The sequence below is a fragment of the Cellulomonas aerilata genome (assembly GCF_007991755.1).
Classification (GTDB): domain Bacteria; phylum Actinomycetota; class Actinomycetes; order Actinomycetales; family Cellulomonadaceae; genus Pengzhenrongella; species Pengzhenrongella aerilata.
On record NZ_BJYY01000015.1, the window covers coordinates 86,830 to 106,400 of the forward strand.

At 73.9% G+C, this 19,571-nt stretch carries 18 protein-coding genes; 14 read left to right on the plus strand and 4 right to left on the minus strand.

Annotation, left to right across the window (positions count from 1 at the left end; translation table 11 throughout):
- The first annotated feature begins 9 nt into the window (after positions 1 to 9).
- Both trpS and CAE01nite_RS12255 read left to right on the plus strand, forming a co-directional pair.
- Positions 10 to 1,053, plus strand: a complete 1,044-nt coding sequence (trpS, locus tag CAE01nite_RS12250; RefSeq protein WP_146904830.1) for a tryptophan--tRNA ligase — start codon at positions 10 to 12, stop codon at positions 1,051 to 1,053.
- Positions 1,050 to 1,646: a 2'-5' RNA ligase family protein gene (locus CAE01nite_RS12255; RefSeq protein ID WP_146904833.1), complete on the plus strand. Its 597-nt coding sequence runs from the start codon at positions 1,050 to 1,052 to the stop codon at positions 1,644 to 1,646. The genes trpS and CAE01nite_RS12255 overlap by 4 nt, the downstream gene beginning before the upstream one ends.
- Positions 1,647 to 2,436: 790 nt before the next feature.
- Here CAE01nite_RS12255 and CAE01nite_RS12260 read toward each other — a convergent pair.
- The 4 genes from CAE01nite_RS12260 to sdhC form a co-directional block, all read right to left on the minus strand.
- On the minus strand, positions 2,437 to 3,219 hold the full coding sequence (locus tag CAE01nite_RS12260; RefSeq protein WP_146905098.1) for a succinate dehydrogenase iron-sulfur subunit: 783 nt from the start codon (positions 3,217 to 3,219) through the stop codon (positions 2,437 to 2,439).
- 11 nt (positions 3,220 to 3,230) lie between these two features.
- On the minus strand, positions 3,231 to 5,057 hold the full coding sequence (gene sdhA, locus CAE01nite_RS12265; RefSeq protein WP_146904835.1) for a succinate dehydrogenase flavoprotein subunit: 1,827 nt from the start codon (positions 5,055 to 5,057) through the stop codon (positions 3,231 to 3,233).
- Between the two features lie 70 nt (positions 5,058 to 5,127).
- The gene (gene sdhD, locus CAE01nite_RS12270; protein WP_146904838.1) at positions 5,128 to 5,601 is read right to left on the minus strand and encodes a succinate dehydrogenase, hydrophobic membrane anchor protein; all 474 of its coding nucleotides are present in this window, start codon (positions 5,599 to 5,601) and stop codon (positions 5,128 to 5,130) included.
- Positions 5,601 to 5,981, minus strand: coding sequence for a succinate dehydrogenase, cytochrome b556 subunit (sdhC, locus tag CAE01nite_RS12275; protein WP_146904841.1), 381 nt, complete (start codon positions 5,979 to 5,981; stop codon positions 5,601 to 5,603). Before sdhC ends, sdhD begins: the two co-directional genes overlap by 1 nt.
- Positions 5,982 to 6,214: 233 nt before the next feature.
- Here sdhC and CAE01nite_RS12280 point away from each other — a divergent pair, with 233 nt between their 5' ends.
- From CAE01nite_RS12280 to deoC, 12 genes are all read left to right on the plus strand, one after another.
- Complete coding sequence (locus tag CAE01nite_RS12280) at positions 6,215 to 7,351, plus strand: mannose-1-phosphate guanylyltransferase (RefSeq protein ID WP_146904844.1); 1,137 nt, start codon at positions 6,215 to 6,217, stop codon at positions 7,349 to 7,351.
- Between the two features lie 100 nt (positions 7,352 to 7,451).
- Positions 7,452 to 8,699, plus strand: a complete 1,248-nt coding sequence (locus tag CAE01nite_RS12285; RefSeq protein WP_246131181.1) for an amidohydrolase — start codon at positions 7,452 to 7,454, stop codon at positions 8,697 to 8,699.
- Positions 8,700 to 8,858: 159 nt separating this feature from the next.
- The gene (locus tag CAE01nite_RS12290; protein WP_146904847.1) at positions 8,859 to 9,962 is read left to right on the plus strand and encodes a BMP family lipoprotein; all 1,104 of its coding nucleotides are present in this window, start codon (positions 8,859 to 8,861) and stop codon (positions 9,960 to 9,962) included.
- A gap of 137 nt (positions 9,963 to 10,099) precedes the next feature.
- The gene (locus CAE01nite_RS12295) at positions 10,100 to 11,617 is read left to right on the plus strand and encodes an ABC transporter ATP-binding protein (RefSeq protein WP_146904850.1); all 1,518 of its coding nucleotides are present in this window, start codon (positions 10,100 to 10,102) and stop codon (positions 11,615 to 11,617) included.
- Entirely contained in the window at positions 11,614 to 12,978 is a 1,365-nt protein-coding gene (locus CAE01nite_RS12300; RefSeq protein ID WP_146904853.1) for an ABC transporter permease, read from the plus strand. The genes CAE01nite_RS12295 and CAE01nite_RS12300 overlap by 4 nt, the downstream gene beginning before the upstream one ends.
- Positions 12,975 to 14,270 (plus strand): ABC transporter permease, encoded by a 1,296-nt coding sequence (locus CAE01nite_RS12305; protein WP_146904856.1) that lies wholly within the window; start codon positions 12,975 to 12,977, stop codon positions 14,268 to 14,270. The genes CAE01nite_RS12300 and CAE01nite_RS12305 overlap by 4 nt, the downstream gene beginning before the upstream one ends.
- Before the next feature lie 2 nt (positions 14,271 to 14,272).
- Complete coding sequence (locus tag CAE01nite_RS12310) at positions 14,273 to 14,719, plus strand: cytidine deaminase (protein ID WP_371862899.1); 447 nt, start codon at positions 14,273 to 14,275, stop codon at positions 14,717 to 14,719.
- Positions 14,716 to 16,017: a thymidine phosphorylase gene (locus CAE01nite_RS12315; protein ID WP_146904858.1), complete on the plus strand. Its 1,302-nt coding sequence runs from the start codon at positions 14,716 to 14,718 to the stop codon at positions 16,015 to 16,017. Before CAE01nite_RS12310 ends, CAE01nite_RS12315 begins: the two co-directional genes overlap by 4 nt.
- Positions 16,018 to 16,021: 4 nt before the next feature.
- Positions 16,022 to 17,194, plus strand: a complete 1,173-nt coding sequence (locus CAE01nite_RS12320) for a hypothetical protein (RefSeq protein ID WP_146904861.1) — start codon at positions 16,022 to 16,024, stop codon at positions 17,192 to 17,194.
- A 90-nt stretch (positions 17,195 to 17,284) separates the two neighbouring features.
- Complete coding sequence (locus CAE01nite_RS12325) at positions 17,285 to 17,584, plus strand: Rv3202a family protein (protein WP_146904864.1); 300 nt, start codon at positions 17,285 to 17,287, stop codon at positions 17,582 to 17,584.
- A gap of 115 nt (positions 17,585 to 17,699) precedes the next feature.
- Positions 17,700 to 18,806 carry an adenosine deaminase gene (locus CAE01nite_RS12330; protein WP_146904867.1) on the plus strand — a complete coding sequence of 369 codons (1,107 nt, stop codon included), beginning with the start codon at positions 17,700 to 17,702 and terminating at the stop codon, positions 18,804 to 18,806.
- Positions 18,803 to 19,531, plus strand: coding sequence for a deoxyribose-phosphate aldolase (gene deoC, locus CAE01nite_RS12335; RefSeq protein ID WP_146904870.1), 729 nt, complete (start codon positions 18,803 to 18,805; stop codon positions 19,529 to 19,531). Before CAE01nite_RS12330 ends, deoC begins: the two co-directional genes overlap by 4 nt.
- Positions 19,532 to 19,571: the final 40 nt, after the last annotated feature.

Sequence of the window (19,571 nt, forward strand, 5' to 3'; positions counted from 1 at the left end):
AATGGGCGCATGTCCGCCTCGGTCCCCGACCTGGTCCCGTCCGCCCGCCCCCGGATCTTCTCGGGGATGCAGCCCACCTCGGACTCGCTCCACCTGGGCAACTACCTCGGCGCGCTGACCCAGTGGGTGGCCCTGCAGGACGACCACGACGCGCTGTACTGCGTGGTCGACCTGCACGCCCTGACCGTGAACCCGGACCCGGCCGTGCTGCGTGAGCGCACGCGCCGCACCGCCGCCCAGTACCTCGCCGGTGGGGTGGACCCGGCGCGGTCCATCCTGTTCGTGCAGTCGCACGTGGCGGAGCACGCCGAGCTCGCCTGGGTCCTGTCGTGCCAGACGGGGTTCGGCGAGGCGGGCCGGATGACCCAGTTCAAGGACAAGTCGGCCAAGCAGGGCGCCGAGGGCACCACGGTGGGCCTGTTCACCTACCCGGTGCTGATGGCCGCGGACATCCTGCTCTACGACACCCACGTCGTCCCGGTCGGGGAGGACCAGCGCCAGCACCTCGAGCTGTCCCGCAACCTCGCCCAGCGGCTCAACGCGCGCTTCGGCGCGGGGACCGCGGTCGTCCCCGAGCCGTACATCGTCAAGGAGACGGCGAAGATCTACGACCTGCAGGAGCCGACCGCCAAGATGAGCAAGTCGGCGGTCAGCCCCCAGGGCATCATCGAGCTGCTCGACGCCCCGAAGGTCATCGGCAAGCGGATCCGGTCCGCCGTGACCGACGCGGGCCGGGAGATCCGCTACGAGCCCGCCACCAAGCCCGGCGTCTCCAACCTGCTGGCGATCCACTCCGCGCTGAGCGGCCGGTCGCTGACGGACCTGGAGGAGTCCTACGAGGGCAAGGGCTACGGCGACCTCAAGGTGGAGGTCGCGGAGGTGGTCCTCGAGGCGCTGCGGCCGTTCCAGGAGCGGTTCGCCGAGTACGTCGGCGACCCGGCCGAGCTCGACCGGGTCCTCGCCGACGGGGCGGACCGCGCCCGCGCGATCGCCGGGACGGTCCTGGAGCGCGTGTACGAGCGGGTCGGCCTGGTCCGCCCGCGCCGCCCGTGAGGTTGCCGCAGCGGTCCGGCGACCAGATCCGGATCGGCGTCGCGATCCCCGTCCCGGACCCGTTCGCCGCCGGGCTGCAGGGCGCGCGCGCCCGGTTCGGGGACCCGCTGGCCGACGCGATCCCGCCGCACGTGACGCTGCTCGGACCCACCGTGGTGGAGCCCGGCGACATGGCGGCCGTCTCCGCGCACCTGGAGCGGGTCGCGGCGGACGCCGACCCGTTCACGCTGCATCTGCGCGGCACGGGCTCCTTCCGTCCGGTGTCCCCGGTCGTCTTCGTCCAGGTCGCCCAGGGCATCGCGCACTGCGAGCGGCTCGAGCGCGCGGTCAGGTCCGGCCCGCTGGAGCAGCCGCTGCGGTTCAACTACCACCCGCACGTGACGGTGGCGCACGAGGTGCCGGACGAGGCCCTCGACCGGGCGTACGACGAGCTCGCGCACTACGAGGCGAGGTTCGCGGTACCGAGCTTCCAGGTCTACGAGCACGGCGACGACGGCGTGTGGCGCCCGGTCCGGGACTTCCCGCTCGACGGCGGCGCGCCGGCCGCCGTGCTGGCGGCGACCGCGGATGCCCGCCCGGTGGACGCCTCGTAGCGTCGCCGCATGACGGTGCCGGGCGCGTGACCAGCACGAACGGTGCTGGCGGACGCCCTGGGCAGGAGAGGACCGTCCCCCTCGGGTGGGGGACGACGTCGACCCCGGCGTCGACCCCGGCGTCGATCGCGACGCCGGCCCCGACCGGCAGCGCCCCGGCAGGCAGCTCCCCGAGGACGACGACGCCGCCTCCCTGGTCCCGTCCGTCGTGAGCGCCGACCCGGCGACGCACGCCGGCGACGTCGTCCGGCGGCGCCGGGCCCGACGGTGGGCGGCCGCCTGGGTGCCGCGGGGAGCGGGTGCGGCCCAGGCCGTCGCGCTGGCCACCGAGGCCGAGCGGCTGGCCGCGCCGGTGCCGCGGCCCGGCCTGTGGACCCGCCTGGTCCGGGGAGCGCTGCCGCTGTGGGCCCGGTACCAGCGCAGCCGCGCCGGCCGCGCGTACGCCCGGTTCGGGGCGGTCGGCGGCGGCGAGCTTGCCCGGGGGAGCTCGAAGGAACGCGCTCGGTGGGTGGGAGGCGGGCGACTGCGACCTTCCGGACCGAAGAAGTCCCAGGAACGGTCCAATACGTCGCACTCGGCGAGGCGGGCAGGGAGGCCGGTGGGTGAGTGCGACCTCCCGGACCGAAGGGGTGGCCGGAAGGGTCCGGAACGTCGCACTCGGCGGGTGGGGTGGACGGCGCGGGCGGGGTGGGCACGGTGACCGACCGGGATGGGGCGGCGGGGCCGGGACGGACGACGGCCCGGTCCCCGCGGGTGCGGGAGCCGGGCCGTCGTCGTGGAGCGGTGCGGGTCAGAACGCGCGGGTGATCATCGCGCGCTTGACCTCCTTGATCGCCTTGGTGATCTCGATGCCGCGGGGGCAGGCCTCGGAGCAGTTGAAGATCGTGCGGCAGCGCCACACGCCTTCCTTGTCGTTGAGGATCTCCAGGCGCTGGGCGGCGCCGTCGTCCCGGCTGTCGAAGATGAACCGGTGAGCGTTGACGATGGCGGCCGGGCCGAAGTACTGGCCGTCGGTCCAGAACACCGGGCAGGACGACGTGCACGCGGCGCACAGGATGCACTTGGTCGTGTCGTCGAAGCGCTCGCGCTGCTCGGCCGACTGCAGCCGCTCGCGGGTCGGCTCGTTCCCGCCCGTGATGAGGAACGGCATGATCTCGCGGTAGGAGGCGAAGAACGGCTCCATGTCCACGACGAGGTCCTTCTTCACCGGCAGGCCCTTGAGCGGCTCGACCAAGATCGGCTTGTCGGGGTTGAGGTCCTTCAGCAGGACCTTGCACGCGAGCCGGTTGCGCCCGTTGATGCGCATCGCGTCCGAGCCGCACACGCCGTGCGCGCAGGAGCGGCGGAAGGTCAGCGACCCGTCGACGTCCCACTTCACCTTGTGCAGCGCGTCCAGCAGGCGGTCGGTGCCGTAGGCGGTGACCGTGAACTCCTGCCAGTACGCCTCGTCGCCGTGGGTCTCGGGGGAGTAGCGGCGGATCCGCAGCGTGACGTCGAACGAGGGGATCTCGCCCATGCCGCCGCCGGTCTCCGCGCCCGTCTCCGGGCCGGGGGAGGAGGTGGTGTTCTCCATGAGGGTGGACATCAGTACTTACGCTCCATCGGCTCGTACCGCGTCATGACGACGGGCTTGTAACCCAGGACGACGTCGAACGCCCCGGGTGCGGAGGTGCCGGGGCCGGACGGGCTCTGCCCGGCAGCGGCGGTGGCGGCGGACGGGCGCCGGTACGCCATGGTGTGCTGCATGTAGTTCGCGTCGTCGCGCTTGGGGAAGTCCTCGCGGAAGTGCCCGCCGCGCGACTCCTGACGGTTGAGGGCGCCGACGACGACGACCTCGGAGATGTCGAGCAGGAAGCCCAGCTCGAGCGCCTCGAGCAGGTCGAGGTTGTAGACCTTGCCCTTGTCCTGCACGCTCACGTGCCGGTAGCGCTCCTGCAGGGCCCGGATGTCGGCGAGTGCCTGGCGCAGCGACTCCTCGGTCCGGAACACCTGGGCGTTGGCGTCCATCGTGTTCTGCAGGTCCTGGCGCACGTGCGCGAGACGCTCCCCGGACGGCAGGGTCCGCATGCGCTCGAGCTCGGCGACCACGCCGACCTCGGGCTCCTCGGGCATCTCGACCCAGTCCGCGCCGAGCGCGTACTCCGCCGCCGCGATGCCGGACCGCTTGCCGAACACGTTGATGTCCAGCAGCGAGTTGGTGCCCAGCCGGTTCGAGCCGTGCACCGACACGCACGCGACCTCACCGGCGGCGTACAGCCCCCGCACGGTGTCGGTGTTGTTGCGCAGCACCTCGCCGAGGATGTTCGTGGGGATGCCGCCCATCGCGTAGTGCGCGGTGGGGTAGACGGGCACGGGCTCGGTGTACGGCTCGATGCCGAGGTACGTGCGGGCGAACTCGGTGATGTCCGGCAGCTTGGCGTCGATGTGCGCCGGCTCCAGGTGCGTCAGGTCCAGCAGCACGTAGTCCTTGTTCGGGCCGGCGCCGCGGCCCTCGCGCACCTCGTTGGCCATCGACCGGGCGACGATGTCACGGGGCGCGAGGTCCTTGATGGTGGGGGCGTAGCGCTCCATGAAGCGCTCCCCGTCGCTGTTGCGCAGGATGCCGCCCTCACCGCGCGCCGCCTCGGAGAGCAGGATGCCGAGGCCGGCCAGACCGGTCGGGTGGAACTGGAAGAACTCCATGTCCTCCAGCGGGATGCCGCGGCGGAACGCCAGCGCCATGCCGTCCCCGGTGAGGGTCTGCGCGTTGGACGTCGTCTTGTAGATCTTGCCCGCGCCGCCCGTGGCGAACACGACGGACTTCGCGCGGAACAGGTGGATCTCGCCGGTCGCGAGCTCGTAGGCGACGACGCCGGAGACGGCGACCTCCTGGCCGTCCGGGACGGTGCCGGACGTCAGGTCGTGGCTGAGCAGGACGTCCAGCACGTAGAACTCGTTGAAGAACTGCACGTCGTTCTTCACGCACTGCTGGTAGAGCGTCTGCAGGATCATGTGGCCCGTGCGGTCCGCGGCGTAGCAGGACCGGCGCACGGCGGCCTCGCCGTGGTTGCGGGTGTGCCCGCCGAAGCGGCGCTGGTCGATCTTGCCCTCGGGCGTGCGGTTGAACGGCAGGCCCATCTTCTCCAGGTCGAGGACCGCGTCGATGGCCTCCTTGGCCATCACCTCGGCGGCGTCCTGGTCGACGAGGTAGTCACCACCCTTGACGGTGTCGAAGGTGTGCCACTCCCAGTTGTCCTCCTCGACGTTCGCCAGGGCGGCGCACATCCCGCCCTGCGCGGCGCCGGTGTGCGAGCGCGTGGGGTACAGCTTGGAGATGACGGCGGTGCGCGTGCGCTTGGAGGACTCCAGCGCCGCACGCATCCCGGCGCCACCGGCACCGACGATGACGACGTCGTACTGATGGGTCTGCATCGGTGTCGATGACTCCTTCAGGAGGTGAACGGGGCGTGGGGGCGCCCGGGGACGGCGGCGTGCGCCTGGGTCAGGCGGTGCAGAACGACGGCAGCAGGTTCGCCGGTGCGTCGGCCGGGCACGGGTCGAAGGTGAAGATGACCAGCGTGCCCAGGACCGTCACCACGACGAACGCGGTGTAGAGGGCGATCTTCAGCCACATCCGCAGGCCGTCGCGCTCGGCGTAGTCGTTCACGATCGTCCGCATGCCGTTGGTGCCGTGCAGCATCGCCAGCCACAGCATGACCAGGTCGATCACCTGCCAGAACGGCGACGCCCACTTGCCGGCGACGAAGCCGAAGTCGATGGCGGTGATGCCCTCGCCGGCGACCAGGTTGACGAACAGGTGCACGAAGATCAGCACGAGCAGGACGACGCCGGACGCCCGCATGAACACCCAGCTGTAGAGCTCGAAGTTGCCGCGGGTGGTCTTGCGTCGCTTGTACGCCTCGCCCGGGTTCTCGATGGGGAGCTGGGCCGCGGCCTGCGTCTGCGTGGTGGTCATCACTCGCCTCCGAACACGTGCATGAGGTGCCGCGGCAGGAAGCCCGCCATCGTCACGACGAACAGGCCCATGACGACCCACAGCATGACGCGGTGGTACCGGGTGCCCTTGGACCAGAAGTCCACGAGCATCAGCCGGATGCCGTTGAACGCGTGGAACACGATGGCGGCCACCAGGCCGGCCTCGCCCAGACCCATGATCGGGTTCTTGTAGGTGCCGATCACCGCGTTGTAGGCCTCCGGGGAGACCCGCACCAGCGAGGTGTCGAGCACGTGGACGAGGAGGAAGAAGAAGATGAGCACGCCGGTCACGCGGTGCGCGACCCACGACCACATGCCTTCACGGCCGCGGTAGAGCGTGCCTGCGGGTGCGCTGGGCACTTCGGCCTCCAGGCTGACGAGTGCGGATGATCGGTGGACGACGGCGTCCGGTGACGGAGACCCACTGTAATGACCCCTCGGTGCGCGGCGCGCCGCGAAGGGGCCTCTGGAGGGCCTGTGCGGGCCCTTTGTGACCAACCAGACAAGGTGCAGGTCACAGGGCTCCTCACCGGGCGGCGCGCCCGGCGCCGGGCGGCCGGTGATGCACGTGGCGCCTTCATTACGGTGAGCCCATGACGCCTCCCCGCAGCGGCCCGATCCCCGGCTTCCACGCCGTCATCCCCGCCGGTGGCGCCGGCACCCGGCTGTGGCCGCTGTCCAGGTCGGGTGCGCCCAAGTTCCTGCACGACCTGACCGGCTCGGGCCGCAGCCTGCTGCAGGCCACCGTGGACCGCCTGGCCCCGGTGACCGGGCCCGGGTGCGTGCTCGTGGTCACCGGTGCGCGGCACGTGGAGGCCGTGCGGCGGCAGCTGCCCACGCTGGACGACGGCGCCGTGCTGGCCGAGCCCTCGCCGCGCGACTCCATGGCGGCGATCGGCCTGGCCGCCGCGGTGCTCGCCGAGCGCCACGGCGACGTCGTGCTCGGGTCGTTCGCGGCCGACCAGGTCATCCAGGGGGCGGCCGCGTTCGCCCGCGCCGTGCGGCACGGCGTGGAGGCGGCCCGGGCGGGGTACGTGGTGACGGTGGGGATCGCCGCCTCGCACCCGTCGACAGCGTTCGGGTACGTGCGCTCGGGTGAGTCGCTGGGGCTGGCCGACGCGCCCAGCGCGCTGCACGCCGTCGGCTTCACCGAGAAGCCGGACGTCGCGACCGCCACCGCCTACCTCGCGACCGGCGACTACCGCTGGAACGCCGGCATGTTCCTCACCCGCGCAGGCGTCCTGCTCGACCACCTGGCCGAGCAGCGGCCGGAGCTGCACGCCGGTCTGCGCACGCTCGGCGCCGCGTGGGACACCGCGGACCGGGAGCGGGTGCTCGCCGAGGTGTGGCCCGGCCTGGAGAAGATCGCCATCGACCACGCCATCGCCGAGCCGGTGGCCGCCGCCGGGGGGGTCGCGGTCGTGCCCGGCGACTTCGGCTGGGACGACGTCGGCGACTTCGCCTCGCTGGCCACCCTGCTGCCGCCCACCCCGGGCGCGGTGGACGACGGCGCCCGGGTGCTCGGGGACGACGCCTCCGTGGTCCGGCTGGACTCGCTGGGGTCGGTCGTCGTGGCCGGCTCCGACCGGCTGGTCGCGGTGCTCGGGATCGACGACGTCGTCGTCGTCGACACCCCCGACGCGCTGCTGGTCACCACGCGGGCCCGCGCGCAGCAGGTCAAGAACATCGTCGACGCCGTGCGGGCGCGGGGGGCCACCGAGCTGCTGTGACCCGCCGTGCCCGGTGCCGGCCCGCTGCCGGCCGGGCGCGGTGCCGGCCGGGCGCGGTGCCGGCCGGGCGCTCCGGCCAGCCCTCGTTAGGCTCGGGTCCGTGCCTGCCGACGTCGAGACCCGCCTGACCGACCTGGTCGACTCCCTGACCGACGAGCTCGTGGGCGTCCGCCGCGACCTGCACGCGCACCCCGAGCTGGCGCGCACCGAGCAGCGCACGACCGCCCTGGTGGCCGACCGGCTCCGGGCGGCAGGGCTCGAGCCCCGGATGCTGCCGGGCAGCGGGCTGGTCTGCGACATCGGCCCCGGACCGGCCGTCTCCGGACGCCGGCGCATCGCCCTGCGCGCGGACATCGACGCCCTGCCGCTGCCGGACACGTGCGGGCAGCCGTGGCAGTCCACCGTGCACGGCGTCGCGCACGCCTGCGGTCACGACGTGCACACCGCGGCGGTGCTCGGCGCCGGGCTGGCGCTGGCGGACCTGGCGGCGGCCGGGCAGGTGCCCACGGGGGTCCGGCTGATCTTCCAGGCGGCCGAGGAGGTCCAGCCCGGTGGCGCGCTGGACGCGATGGCGGCCGGCGTGCTGGACGGCGTCGGGCAGGTCTTCGCGGTGCACTGCGACCCCCGGGTGGACGTGGGCCGGGTCGGCACCCGCATCGGGCCCATCACGTCCGCGTCGGACGAGGTGACCGTGGTGCTCAGCAGCGGGGGCGGCCACACCTCCCGCCCGCACCTGACCGGCGACGTCGTGTTCGCCCTCGGCCAGGTCATCACGCAGGTGCCCGCGGTGCTGGGCCGCCGGCTCGACCCGCGCTGGGGCGTCAACCTGACCTGGGGCGCCGTGCAGTCCGGCAACGCGCACAACGCGATCCCGGCGTCCGGGTCGGTCCGCGGGACGCTGCGGTGCCTGGACGTGCGTGCCTGGGAGCGGGCCGCGCAGGTGTTCACCAGCGCCGTGGAGCAGGTGCTCGTCCCCTACGGGGTCGAGGTCGAGGTCCGGCACGCCCGCGGGGTGCCACCGGTGGAGAACGACGCCCGGGCGACCGCCGTCCTGGAGGCGGCCGCGCGCGACGTGCTCGGACCGGACTCCGTCGTGCTGACCGAGCAGTCCCTGGGCGGGGAGGACTTCGCCTGGTACCTGACCAAGGTGCCCGGTGCGATGGCCCGGCTGGGCACCCGGACCCCCGGCGGGCGCACCTACGACATCCATCAGGGTGACTTCCGGGTGGACGAGCGGGCGATCCCCGCCGGCGCCCGCGTCCTGGCCCGCGCAGCCCTCCTGGCCAGCACGTTCCCTGCGCACGGCGACCCCTCGACGGACGGTGTCGGCAACGTTCCGAATGCATAACGAAGGCACCTGGCTACGCCTCGGTAACTTGGGCGTCATCGCGGCACGGATAGGGTGCGAGCACATCCGCCGACCGGTCCTGCCGGCGGCACGCGACGGAGCCAGGCGCGGTGGTCACCCTCCGACCCGCCCGGCGTCACGACCCACAGGAGTACTGACGTGAACAGAGTCACGCGAGTCACCGGTCTCGCCGCAGCGGCCGCCCTGGCGCTTGCCGCCTGTGGCGCGGCCCCCGAGGAGGCACCCGAGGCCTCGGCCGGTGCCGGCGGCGACGCCGAGGCCTCGGACTTCACCGCCTGCATCGTGTCGGACGCCGGCGGCTTCGACGACAAGAGCTTCAACCAGCTGAGCTTCGAGGGCGCGAAGAAGGCCGCCGACGAGCTCGGCGCCGGGTTCAACGACGTGCAGTCCGACACCGCGACGGACTACCAGGGCAACATCGAGTCCCTCGTCGGCGAGGGCTGCAACTCCATCGTGACCGTCGGCTTCGCCCTCTCGGCCGACACCGTGGCCGCCGCGACCGCCAACCCGGACATCGACTTCATCCTGGTCGACGACGCCGCGGACAACGACTTCGACGGCCAGAAGGACGCGGAGAACATCAAGCCGCTGCTCTACGACACGGCCCAGGCCGCGTTCCTCGCGGGCTACCTCGCTGCCGGCTACTCCGAGGCGGGCAAGGTCGGCACGTTCGGCGGCCAGCCGTTCCCGACCGTGACGATCTTCATGGACGGCTTCAAGCAGGGCGTCGACTACTACAACAGCCAGAAGGGCACCAACGTCGAGGTCGTCGGCTACCAGGGCGGCGACCAGGGCTCGTTCACCGGTGGCTTCGAGGCCAACGACACCGCCAAGGGCGTCGCTGCCGGGATCATCGACCAGGGCGTCGACGTGCTCCTGCCGGTCGGCGGTCCGATCTACCAGTCCGCGATGGACGCCATGGCCGACTCCGGTCGCGAGATCGCGCTGATCGGTGCCGACGCGGACATCTTCGAGACCGACCCGACCACCCAGGACGTCGTCCTGACCTCGATCCTCAAGCGGATGGACGTCTCCACCTACGAGGCCGTGAAGTCCGCGGGCGAGGGCAGCTTCGACGCCGAGGCGTACGTCGGCACGCTGGAGAACGACGGCGTCGGCATCGCGCCGCTGCACAACTTCGAGAGCAAGGTCGACCCGGCGCTCGTGGCCGAGGTCGAGGCGCTGCGCGAGTCGATCGTCTCCGGCGAGGTCGAGGTCACCTCGTACCTCGCCGCCGAGTGACGCTCGGGACGCACGCGTGACCGCCGGGTGACACCGGCGCCGCCGGGGAGGTCGCCACGCGCGACCTCCCCGGCAGCGTGTCGTCGTCCGACAGACTGAGCCCACCAGTACCGCCCGTCCGGCGCGAGGAGCACGCAGTGACGCTGGAGCTTCGAGGCATCACCAAGCGCTTCGGCGCGCTGGTCGCCAACGACCACATCGACCTCACCGTCCGGGCGGGGGAGATCCACTGCCTCCTCGGGGAGAACGGGGCCGGCAAGTCGACCCTGATGAACGTCCTGTACGGCCTGTACACCGCCGACGAGGGCGAGGTGCTGATCGACGGCGTCGTCCAGCGCTTCTCCGGCCCCGGTGACGCCATGGCCGCCGGCATCGGGATGGTCCACCAGCACTTCATGCTCATCCCGGTCTTCACCGTCGCCGAGAACGTCATGCTCGGGCACGAGGAGACCCTCTCCGGCGGCCGTCTGGACCTGCCGGCGGCGCGCGCGAAGGTGCGCGAGATCGCGACCCGGTTCGGCTTCCACGTGGACCCCGACGCCGTCGTGGAGGACCTGCCGGTCGGCGTCCAGCAGCGGGTGGAGATCATCAAGGCGCTGTCGCGCGACGCCCGGGTCATCGTGTTCGACGAGCCGACCGCCGTGCTCACCCCGCAGGAGACCGACGAGCTCATGGCGATCATGCGCCAGCTCAAGGACTCCGGCGCAGCCATCGTCTTCATCACCCACAAGCTCCGCGAGGTCCGCGAGGTCGCCGACCGGATCACGGTGGTGCGCCGCGGCGCCGTGGTGGGCGAGGCGGAGCCCGGTGCGAGCGACGCCGAGCTCGCCGCGCTCATGGTGGGGCGCCCGGTGGAGCTCACGGTCCGCAAGGACGCCCCGGTCCGCCGCGACACGGGTCTGCAGGTGCAGGACCTCGTGGTGACCGACGAGCGCGGGACGGTCGTGGTCGACGGCGCGAGCTTCGCCGTGGACGGCGGCGAGGTGCTCGTCATCGCGGGGGTGCAGGGCAACGGCCAGACCGAGCTCGCCGAGGCGCTCGTCGGCCTGCAGCGTGCGCGGTCCGGCAGCATCCGCCTGGACGGGCGCGAGCTCGTCGGGCTGTCGGTGCGCCGCATCCTGGAGGCGGGGGTCGGGTTCGTCCCCGAGGACCGCAACGTCGACGGTCTGGTCGGGGACTTCTCCGTCGCGGAGAACCTCGTCCTCAACCGCCTCGACGGCCCGCCGTTCGCGCGCCGCGGCATGCTGCAGCTGGGCACCCGCGACGAGTTCGCCCGGACCAAGGTCGACGAGTTCGACATCCGCACCCAGGGCATCGAGACGCCGGTCGGGCGGCTGTCCGGCGGCAACCAGCAGAAGGTGGTCCTGGCCCGCGAGCTCTCGCGCGACCTGCGGCTGTTCGTGGCCGCGCAGCCGACCCGTGGGGTGGACGTCGGCTCGATCGAGTTCATCCACAAGCGGATCGTCGCCACGCGCGACGCCGGCGTGCCGGTCGTGGTGCTGTCCACCGAGCTCGACGAGGCCGTGGCGCTCGGTGACCGGATCCTGGTGATGTACCGCGGCCGGGTGGTCGGCATCGTCCCGTCCACGACGCCCCGCGACGTGCTCGGGCTGATGATGGCCGGCATCGCGCCGGAGAGGACGGGAGCGGCATGAGCCACGCGGCACCGCAGGACCCCCGCGGCGGCCAGGCCGCCGCCACCGACGCCACCCCGGGCGCACCGGGCGACGTGGTCGCCGACGCCGAGGTCCCGCTGACCGACACGGACGTCGTCCACAGCCGGCACGGCGGGACCGGCCCGGCCGACCCCCGCTGGAGCGAGGCCTTCACCCGCATCGTCTCCGGCGGGTGGGCCGTCTCCCTCGGAGCCGTGCTGCTGGCCGTGCTGGGCGGGTCGATCATGATCGCCGTCACCGACGAGGCGGTCCGGACCGCGTCGGGCTACTTCTTCTCCCGGCCGAGCGACACCCTCGGCGCGGTCGGCTCCGCCGTCGGCAACTCCTACGCGGCGCTGTTCCGCGGCGCCGTCTGGGACTACCGGGCCGACGACGTGGCCACCGCGATCCGGCCCCTGACGTCCTCGCTGACCTTCGCCACCCCGCTGATCGCCGCCGGCCTCGGCGTCGCGCTGGCGTTCCGCGCGGGCCTGTTCAACATCGGTGGGCAGGGGCAGATCCTCGTCGCCGCGGCGGCGGCCGGGTGGGTCGGCTTCGGCGCCGACCTGCCGTGGCCCCTGCACATGCTGCTCGCGATGGCGGTCGGGATCGCGGCCGGTGCGCTGTGGGCCGGGATCGCCGGGCTGCTCAAGGCGACCACCGGGGCGCACGAGGTGATCGTCACGATCATGCTCAACTACGTCGCCTTCTACCTGCTGTCCTGGCTGCTGGCGACGCCCGGGCTGCTGCAGGCGCCCGGTTCGGCGAACCCCAAGACGCCGCCGACGGCGCAGTCGGCTCTCATGCCCGACCTGCTGGGCCCCCGGTACAACCTGCACCTGGGGTTCGTCTTCGCGCTGCTCGCCGTCGCCGGGGTGTGGTGGCTGCTCCACCGCTCGACCCTGGGCTTCACGTTCCGGGCCGTGGGGGAGAACCCGTCCGCCGCCCGCGTGGCCGGGGTCGACGTCGGGCGCACCACCGTGTCGGCGATGCTGGTCGCGGGCGGGCTGCTCGGGCTCGCCGGGACCAGCCAGGTGCTCGGTCAGGTGACCACCGGCTTCGGCTCGGACATCGACGCCGGCATCGGCTTCGACGCGATCACCGTCGCGCTGCTCGGGCGGTCGTCCCCGCTCGGCGTGCTCGCCGCCAGCATCCTGTTCGGCGCGTTCAAGGCCGGCGGCTCGGCGATGCAGGCGTCGCAGGGCGTGCCGATCGAGATCGTGCTCGTCGTGCAGTCCCTCATCGTCCTGTTCATCGCCGCTCCGCCGCTCGTCCGCGCGGTGTTCCGGCTGCCGCAGCCCGGACGGCGCCGTCCCCCGCGCTCCCGATCGCGCCGTGACCGCAAGGCGGTGACCGCATGACCACCCTGGCTCCCGTGCCGGCGTCCGACCCCATGACGGAGGGCGCCCGTCAGGTCACCGTCGTCAGCCGCAAGGCGCCGATCGCCTTCGCCGCCGTCACCGCGCTGGTGGCTCTCCTGCTCCTCGTCGCCCCGCGCGACGGCAGCACGAGGTTCCGCTTCTCCGACGAGGGCGACCTGCTGCGGCTGCCCGACGTCGCCGTGCCGGGCATGGTCACCGCGTGGGTCGGCGTCGCGGTCGCCGCCGCGGTCGTGGCGGCCGGCGCGGTGCTGGCGGCGCGCCGCCGCCGGGTGCCGGTGGTGCTCACCCTGGTGCTGGTGCTCGCCCTGCTGGTCGCCTTCCTCGCGTGGGCCGGCGCGGGCAGCAGCCGCGACTTCTCCGTCGCGCGCCTCATCGGCGGGTCGATCCTGCTGGCGGTCCCGATCGTGTTCGGTGCGCTGGGCGGCGTCATCGGCGAGCGGGTCGGCGTCGTCAACATCGCGATCGAGGGTCAGCTGCTCGCCGGTGCGTTCTGCGCGGCCGTGGCCGCGTCGCTGAGCGGCAGCGCGGTCGTGGGCGTGGTCGCCGCGGTGCTGGCCGGCGCGCTGGTCGCGCTGGTGCTCGGCGTCTTCACGATCACCTACCGGGTCAACCAGGTCATCGTCGGGGTGGTCCTCAACGTCCTGGTCGTGGGGCTGACGAGCTTCCTGTACTCCCAGGTGCTCGTCCCGGGTGCGGAGCGCCTCAACGAGACCGACCGGTTCGCGCCCGTCGCGATCCCCGGGCTGTCCAGCATCCCGATCGTCGGCCCGGCCCTGTTCGAGCAGTCCGTGCTCGTCTACGTCATGTACCTCGCCGTGCCCGCCGTGTGGTTCGCGATGTTCCGCACCCGGTGGGGGCTGCGCCTGCGCGCGGTCGGCGAGCACCCCAAGGCCGCCGACACGGTCGGCATCAAGGTCGAGCGCACGCGGTACCGCGCGCTGCTCGTCGCGGGCGGCATCGTCGGCATCGGCGGGGCGTTCTACACCGTGGTGTCCGTGTCGTCGTTCGGCAAGGAGATGACCGCGGGCGCGGGCTTCATCGCCCTGGCCGCGGTGATCTTCGGCAAGTGGGACCCGGTCCGCGCCGCCCTGGCCGCGCTGCTGTTCGGCTTCGCGTCCAACCTCGAGGGGGCCCTGAGCGTCGTCGGCGCCCCCGTGCCCAGCCAGTTCATGCTCATGCTCCCGTACGTGGTGACCATCCTCGCGGTGGCCGGCCTCGTCGGGCGGTCCCGCGCACCCGCGGCGTCCGGCGAGCCGTACACCAAGGAGTGACCGTGCTGACCGATCCCCATCCCCAGCAGGACCAGGCCCGACCGGCCGCGGTCGACTGGGACGCCCTGCGCGCGGCCGCGACCGAGGTCATGCACCGCGCCTACGTGCCGTACTCCCGGTTCCCGGTCGGCGTCGCCGCGCTCGTCGACGACGGCCGCGTCGTGGTCGGCTGCAACGTGGAGAACGCGTCCTACGGGCTGACGCTGTGCGCGGAGTGCGCGCTGGTGTCCGGGCTGCACGTCTCCGGTGGCGGCCGGCTGGTCGCGTTCGCGTGCGTGGACGCCCACGGCAACGCGCTGATGCCGTGCGGGCGCTGCCGGCAGCTGCTGTGGGAGCACGGCGGTCCGGACCTGCTCGTGGACACCGTCAGCGGCATCCGCCCGATGCGCGAGGTGCTGCCCGACGCCTTCGGTCCCGAGGACCTCGTCGAGCGGGGGACCGGCGCATGAGCGGCACGACCGAGCCCTTCGACGCCGTCGACGTCATCCGCACCAAGCGCGACCGCGGGCGGCTGTCCGACGCGCAGATCGACTGGGTGATCGACGCCTACACGCGCGGCGCGGTCGCCGAGGAGCAGATGTCGGCGCTGAACATGGCGATCCTCCTCAACGGGATGGACCGCGCCGAGATCTCCCGCTGGACGGCGGCGATGATCGCGTCCGGGGAGCGGATGGACTTCTCCGGGCTGTCCCGCCCGACCGCCGACAAGCACTCGACCGGCGGCGTGGGCGACAAGATCACCCTCCCGCTCGCGCCGCTCGTGGCGGTCTACGGGGTCGCCGTCCCGCAGCTCTCCGGCCGCGGGCTGGGCCACACCGGCGGCACCCTCGACAAGCTCGAGTCCGTCCCCGGCTGGCGCGCCGCGCTGACCAACGAGGAGATGCTGGCCCAGCTGGAGGACGTCGGCGCGGTCATCTGCCAGGCCGGGTCCGGGCTGGCCCCGGCCGACCGCAAGCTGTACGCGCTGCGGGACGTCACCGGGACGGTCGAGGCGATCCCGCTCATCGCGTCGTCGATCATGAGCAAGAAGATCGCCGAGGGCACCGGCTCGCTGGTGCTGGACGTCAAGGTCGGCTCCGGCGCGTTCATGAAGGACCTGGAGCAGGCCCGCGAGCTCGCGCGCACCATGGTCGACCTCGGGACGGACGCCGGCGTGCGGACGGTCGCGCTGCTCACCGACATGTCCACGCCGCTGGGGCTGACCGCCGGCAACGCGCTCGAGGTCCGCGAGTCGGTGGAGGTGCTCGCCGGCGGCGGGCCGGCCGACGTCGTGGAGCTCACGGTCGCCCTGGCCCGCGAGATGCTCGGGGCCGCCGGCGTCACCGGGGTCGACCCCGCCGAGGCCCTCGCGGACGGGCGCGCCATGGACGTGTGGCGTCGCATGATCGCCGCCCAGGGCGGCGACCCGGACGCCGCGCTCCCGGTGGCCGCCGAGACCGAGACCGTCCTGGCGCCGGCCGACGGCGTCGTGGTGGCGCTCGACGCGCTGGCCGTCGGGGTCGCCGCGTGGCGGCTGGGCGCCGGGCGCGCGCGCAAGGAGGACCCGGTGCAGGCCGGGGCCGGCGTCGTCCTGCACGCCAAGCCCGGTGCGCTCGTGCGCGCCGGGGAGCCGCTGATGACGCTGCACACCGACACCCCCGAGCGCTTCGCCCGGGCGCAGGAGGCGCTCGACGGCGCGGTCGTCATCGCCCCCGACGGCTCGCGTCCGGCGGGACCGCTGCTGATCGACCGGATCGCCGCGGGCTGACGCCGTGGGCGGCGGGCCGGGTCGGCGGCAGGCCGGCGGGCAGGGCGGTGGGCACGGCGGTGGGCAGGGCGGTGGTCTGGGGCGGCTGCAGGCCACCACGGTTGCGCACCGGCTGCTGCGGCTGCTGGGGAGCGGGCCGGGCGACGACGGCAGGGCGGTGAGGGTCGCCGGTCCGGCGGCGTCCCCGCGCGTGCCCGAGCCGGTCGTGCTCCCGGACCCCCTGCTCCAGGACGCCCTGCTCGGGGACGCCCTGCCCCCGGACGCGCCGCTCCTGGACACCCGGCTGCTGGACGTCCTGCCCCCGGACGTCCTGCACCGGGCCTGGCTCGCGAGCCGGTCGTGGGACGCGGTCGCCGGTCTGGCGGAGGTCTGGGGCGCGCTGGGTGCGCCGGAGCGGGACGCCGTCGCCCGACCGCTCGGCCACGGGCACGCCGGACCGCTGCGGCTGGGCGGGCACGCGGCCCGGCAGACCGACGCGACGACCTGCGGGTCGGCCGTGCTGACGATGCTGGCGGCAGCCGGGGACCCGTTCCTCGCGCTCTGGCTGGTCACCGGGCGCCTCGTGCCGGACGGCTCGGGCGGCCACCACCGGCCGCCCGAGCTGCGCGGCGCCGGCCCGGCCGACCTCGCCCACCTCGCGCCGGCGACGCCCGTCGACCGGTTCGGCGCCGTCCAGCGGGCGGTCAAGCACGCGTCGACCCGCGGTGCGCTCGGCCCGCTGCCGTGGCCCGGCGCGCTGGGCACCCCGCCGTGGACCGCGGCGCGGACCGCGCGGTACCCGGGGGCCGCCTACGCCTCCGTCCTGGTCGACGACACCGACACGGGCCACCTCACCGCGGTCCTGGACCGGGTGGACGCCGCGCTCGCCCGCGGGTTCCCGGTGCCGCTGTACACCGGCGGGGACCTGTCCCGCGGGGTCGTCACCGCCGTGCCGCGCCACGTGGTGCTGCTCGTCCCGCCCGGCGCTGACGGACCTCCGGGCGGCTCCCCGGGTGCGCGCCCGGCGACATCAACGGGGGCCCGCGCGTACGCGGTGTACGAGCCGGCGGGCGGGCGGGTGCACCGGCTCACGCGTGCGGAGGTGCTGGCGCCGGCCGGCCCGCGGGCGGCGCTGGGCGGCTGGTCGCACGTGTGCTGGGCGGTCCTGCCGGCGCACGGAGGTCCGGTGACGGGCTGACGGCAGGCGGGTAGCGGGCGTGGAGCGGGCGGGTCACGATGGGCGTCCCAGCAGTCCCGCGAGCACCGAGGACCCCACCTGGAGGAGCCCATGAGCACCCTTCCCGGACCCGAGACGTGGCGTGACGCCGGCCTGAGCCAGGTCGACCCCGGGGGCGACGTCGAGATCACGCCGGACGTCCCGCGCGGGCGGGACGCCGCCGTGCCGGTCGGCTCCGTCGCCGCCGACGCGGACCCTGCCGACGTCGCCGAGCAGGCGCAGACGGTCGCCCCCGACACCGACCCCGGAGGGCCGCTCGGCGTCGTCGACGTCCTCGCCGAGGCGAACCCCGCCGACCTCGCCGAGCAGGCCCGGTCCGTCCCGCCGGACGAGCGCGACGAGTACCCCTGACCCGACCCGCCGGTGGTGCCCTCGCCCCGCGGGCACCACCGGCACGCTCGCACCGCCCGGCCCGCGTGCCGGCCCCGTTCGGCCCGGCCTGAGCCCGGCGGATAGGTTGGGCCGCATGACGATCGACGAGTCCGCCATCCGCGCCCTCCCGAAGGTGGTGCTGCACGACCACCTCGACGGGGGACTGCGGCCGGCCACCATCGTGGAGCTGGCTGCGCAGATCGGCCACACGCTGCCCACGACCGACCCCGCCGAGCTCGGTGCCTGGTTCGTGCAGGCCGCCAGCTCCGGCACCCTCGAGCTCTACCTGGAGACGTTCGACCACACCGTCGCGGTGATGCAGACCGAGGAGGGCCTGCGCCGCGTCGCCCGCGAGTCGGTGCTCGACCTCGCCGCGGACGGCGTCGTGTACGCCGAGCAGCGCTACGCCCCGGAGCAGCACGTGCAGCGGGGCCTGTCCCTGCAGCAGGTCGTCGACGCGGTCCAGGCCGGCTTCGCAGAGGGCGTCGCCGCGGCCGCCGCGCAGGGTCGCACCATCCGCATCGGCACCCTCATCACCGCGATGCGGCACGCCGACCGCGGCGACGAGATCGCGGCCCTGGCACTGGCGAACCGGGGCGACGGCGTCGTCGGGTTCGACATCGCCGGGGCGGAGAACGGGTTTCTGCCGTCCCGGCACGCGTCGGCGTTCCGGACCCTGGCCCAGGCGTTCTTCCCCGCGACGGTGCACGCCGGCGAGGCGGCCGGCGTGGACTCCATCGCCGAGGCGGTGCACGTCGCCGGCGCCACGCGGCTGGGTCACGGCGTGCGCATCGTCGAGGACATCGACATCCTCGACGCGGACGGCGAGACGCTGCAGGCGCGCCTGGGCGACCTCGCGCACTGGGTCCGGGACCACCAGATCCCGCTCGAGCTGTGCCCCAGCTCGAACGTGCAGACCGCCGCCGCCGCGTCGATCGCCGAGCACCCGATCACGCTGCTCAAGGAGCTGGGCTTCGCGGTGACGGTGAACACCGACAACCGCCTGCAGTCCGGCACGACGCTCACCCGCGAGATGAGCCTGCTCCACACCGAGGTCGGCTGGACGCTGGACGACCTGCGCGACGCGACGCTCACGGCGGCGTGGAACGCGTTCATCCACCACGACGAGCGCGAGCGTCTGGTCGACGAGCTGATCCTGCCGGGGTTCCGGCAGGGCGGGAACGGACGGCACCGCGCATGAGCGCCGACACCTCGCAGCCGGACCGGGCCGGCCTCGCCCGGCTCGTGGACCACACGCTGCTCAAGCCGGAGGCCACCGCCGACGACGTCGCCGCGCTGGTCGCCGAGGGCGTCGCGCTCGGCGTGTACTCCGTGTGCGTCTCGCCGTCGATGCTGCCGCTGGACGCCGGCGGGCTGAAGGTCGCGACCGTGTGCGGGTTCCCGTCCGGCAAGCACCACAGCGACGTCAAGGCCGCCGAGGCCGCGCGGTCCGTGGCGGACGGCGCCGACGAGGTCGACATGGTGATCGACGTCGGCGCGGCGCGCGCCGGCCGGTTCGCGGACGTCCAGGCCGACATCGCCGCCGTTCGCGCCGCCGTCCCGGCGCCGCTCGTGCTCAAGGTGATCATCGAGTCGGCCGCTCTGGACGACGACCAGGTCGTCGCGGTGTGCCGGGCCGCGGAGGCCGCCGGTGCCGACTTCGTCAAGACGTCGACCGGCTTCCACCCCGCGGGCGGGGCCAGCGTGCACGCCGTGGAGCTGATGGCCCGCACCGTCGGCGGGCGGCTGGGGGTCAAGGCGTCGGGGGGCGTCCGCACGACCGCGGACGCCCTGGCCATGGTCCGGGCCGGTGCGACCCGGCTGGGCCTGTCCGGCACCGCCGCCGTGCTGTCCGGGCTCGGGGGCGACGCCGGGTCGTCCGACGCCGCCCCGCCCGTGCCGCCCGTGGCGGGTGCCGGCTACTGACCCCCCGGCGTGGCGCCGGGACCTGGCGCCGACAGCCCGC

Bases quoted from the DNA above. Each gene is read 5' to 3' on its own strand.
- trpS (WP_146904830.1), top strand. From the start codon at position 10: ATGTCCGCCTCGGTCCCCGACCTGGTCCCGTCCGCCCGCCCCCGGATC.
- CAE01nite_RS12260 (WP_146905098.1), bottom strand. From the start codon at position 3,219: ATGGAGAACACCACCTCCTCCCCCGGCCCGGAGACGGGCGCGGAGACC.
- sdhA (WP_146904835.1), bottom strand. From the start codon at position 5,057: ATGCAGACCCATCAGTACGACGTCGTCATCGTCGGTGCCGGTGGCGCC.
- sdhD (WP_146904838.1), bottom strand. From the start codon at position 5,601: ATGACCACCACGCAGACGCAGGCCGCGGCCCAGCTCCCCATCGAGAAC.
- CAE01nite_RS12280 (WP_146904844.1), top strand. From the start codon at position 6,215: ATGACGCCTCCCCGCAGCGGCCCGATCCCCGGCTTCCACGCCGTCATC.
- CAE01nite_RS12300 (WP_146904853.1), top strand. From the start codon at position 11,614: ATGAGCCACGCGGCACCGCAGGACCCCCGCGGCGGCCAGGCCGCCGCC.
- CAE01nite_RS12305 (WP_146904856.1), top strand. From the start codon at position 12,975: ATGACCACCCTGGCTCCCGTGCCGGCGTCCGACCCCATGACGGAGGGC.
- CAE01nite_RS12315 (WP_146904858.1), top strand. From the start codon at position 14,716: ATGAGCGGCACGACCGAGCCCTTCGACGCCGTCGACGTCATCCGCACC.
- CAE01nite_RS12325 (WP_146904864.1), top strand. From the start codon at position 17,285: ATGAGCACCCTTCCCGGACCCGAGACGTGGCGTGACGCCGGCCTGAGC.
- CAE01nite_RS12330 (WP_146904867.1), top strand. From the start codon at position 17,700: ATGACGATCGACGAGTCCGCCATCCGCGCCCTCCCGAAGGTGGTGCTG.
- deoC (WP_146904870.1), top strand. From the start codon at position 18,803: ATGAGCGCCGACACCTCGCAGCCGGACCGGGCCGGCCTCGCCCGGCTC.